Source organism: Mesorhizobium sp. M7A.F.Ca.US.002.01.1.1, assembly GCF_004022955.1.
Lineage (GTDB): Bacteria > Pseudomonadota > Alphaproteobacteria > Rhizobiales > Rhizobiaceae > Mesorhizobium > Mesorhizobium ciceri.
This window is the reverse complement of sequence record NZ_RZQE01000791.1, coordinates 1-1,718: the sequence shown is the minus strand read 5'-3', so window position 1 is coordinate 1,718 and position 1,718 is coordinate 1. Positions and strand designations below refer to the sequence as shown.

At 61.8% G+C, this 1,718-nt stretch carries 3 protein-coding genes; 1 reads left to right on the top strand and 2 read right to left on the bottom strand.

Going from position 1 to position 1,718, the window contains the following annotated elements:
• Positions 1–875 (top strand): acetate/propionate family kinase (locus EN932_RS35475; RefSeq protein WP_128369490.1); only part of this gene is annotated, 875 nt, incomplete at its 5' end.
• Here EN932_RS35475 and EN932_RS35470 read toward each other — a convergent pair.
• Positions 876–1,391 carry a GNAT family N-acetyltransferase gene (locus tag EN932_RS35470; RefSeq protein ID WP_128369491.1) on the bottom strand — a complete coding sequence of 172 codons (516 nt, stop codon included), beginning with the start codon at positions 1,389–1,391 and terminating at the stop codon, positions 876–878. It abuts the gene before it with no gap.
• Between the two features lie 69 nt (positions 1,392–1,460).
• A partial coding sequence (locus EN932_RS35465) for a helix-turn-helix domain-containing protein (RefSeq protein ID WP_164890828.1) occupies positions 1,461–1,718 on the bottom strand: 258 nt, incomplete at its 5' end.

The following is a 1,718-nucleotide window of genomic DNA, read 5'->3' as shown; positions in this document are numbered from 1 at the left end:
CGCTCAAAGCATTGCGCCTTCTAGAGTCGCTGGCGCCCATCCATCAGCGGATCAATCTCGAGATTGTCGCACTGGCTGCTGAACTCTTGCCGCAGGCTCTCCAGATCGGATGCTTTGACACGGCGTTTCATTCGACCAGGCCGGAGCACGCCAAAATCTACGGGCTGCCGCGCGCGATGACTGACGCGGGCATCGTTTCCTATGGCTTTCATGGGTTGTCCTACAGTCATATTGCTGCGAAGCTGCGTGAGCGCTACGGCGCTCGCGCCGGCGGCCGCACGATTCATCTCGGCAGCGGCGCCAGCCTGTGCGCCATGGATGCTGGACGAAGCATCGCCACGACGATGGGGTTTTCGACGCTGGACGGCCTGGTGATGAGCACGCGTTGCGGTGCGCTCGACCCGGGGGTCATCCTCCACTTGCTGCAGGAACGGCGGCTGTCTGCGGAAGGACTGGTCACGCTTCTATACGAGCAATCCGGTCTGCTCGGTGTGTCCGGAATATCTGGGGATATGCGGACCCTGATCGGCTCAGACGACCCTGCCGCCGCCGAGGCTGTTGATCTCTTCGTCTACCGCATCGGACGTGAGATAGGATCGCTGGCCGCTGCCATGGGAGGACTGGACACGCTGGTGTTCACTGCCGGCATTGGCGAAAACGCGCCGTTGGTCCGGGAAAGGATAAGCGCCGCCGCGGCCTGGCTTGGAGTCGGTCTCGACGACGAGCGAAACCGAGGCGACGACGAGGTGGTCAGCGCCACGAATTCCCGCGTCGATGTCCTTGTCATTCCAGCGGATGAAGAAAGAGCTGTGGCCACCGAGATACTCGACTTTCGACCTGCCGCGCCCGAAACGGCCAGGGAGAGACCGCAGTAGCTACCCGGCTGATCGCGCCCCCAGCTCTCGCCGAACCAGGACCAGCGTCGCATCTTCGGGATCGGTGGTGACGGTGAAGCCCATGTCGCGCTCGACCTCGATCGCAGCACGGTTTTCACGGCTCTCGATCGACTCGATCGCCTTGAGGCCGAGTTCCTCGGCATATTTCGCAACATAGGCGAGCAGCTCCCAGCCAACGCCCAGATGCTTGCGATCTTGGCGAATGCAGATCGCGACCTCGCCGTTTCGATCGGCTCGATCGCTTGCCAGCGTCGCAACCGCGATCAGCATCCCGTCGATTGAGAATGCTAGAAAATTATGGAAATGGGCGTCGTCTGAACGCGTCATCGCGACCAGCCGTTCATGCGAGACTTCCTTCACAGCGCCGAGAAAGCGGAAGCGCAGGTCGTCCGGGGTCACATGCGTGAAGAACTCGGCCAGCGTTGGCTCATCCTCCGGGCGCGCGCGGCGCACTTCGAAGCGAAAGCCGGTATGGGTGGAAAGTGTGTTGTCCATCGTCATCTGCTCCTTGAACCGAGGCCGGTTCTTCGGCGTCATTGTCGTCTCTTGCGCAGGCAAGCGCCTTCATTCGCTCATGCAGTGGAGCGCGACGTGCTTGACGATTTCGATGCTGCGCAGGTTGAGCAGCCGGATGACGCCCTTGTCCTTCAGCCGGGTGAAGACACGCGACACGGTCTCGATGGTCAGGCCGAGATAGTCGCCGATGTCCATACGTGACATCGGCAACTCAACCTGCCGCAACCCACCCTGCCGCTCCGCCATATCCACGAGGAAAGCGGCTACGCGTTCGATAGCGTTCTGGCGGCCGAGCACCAGGAGGTG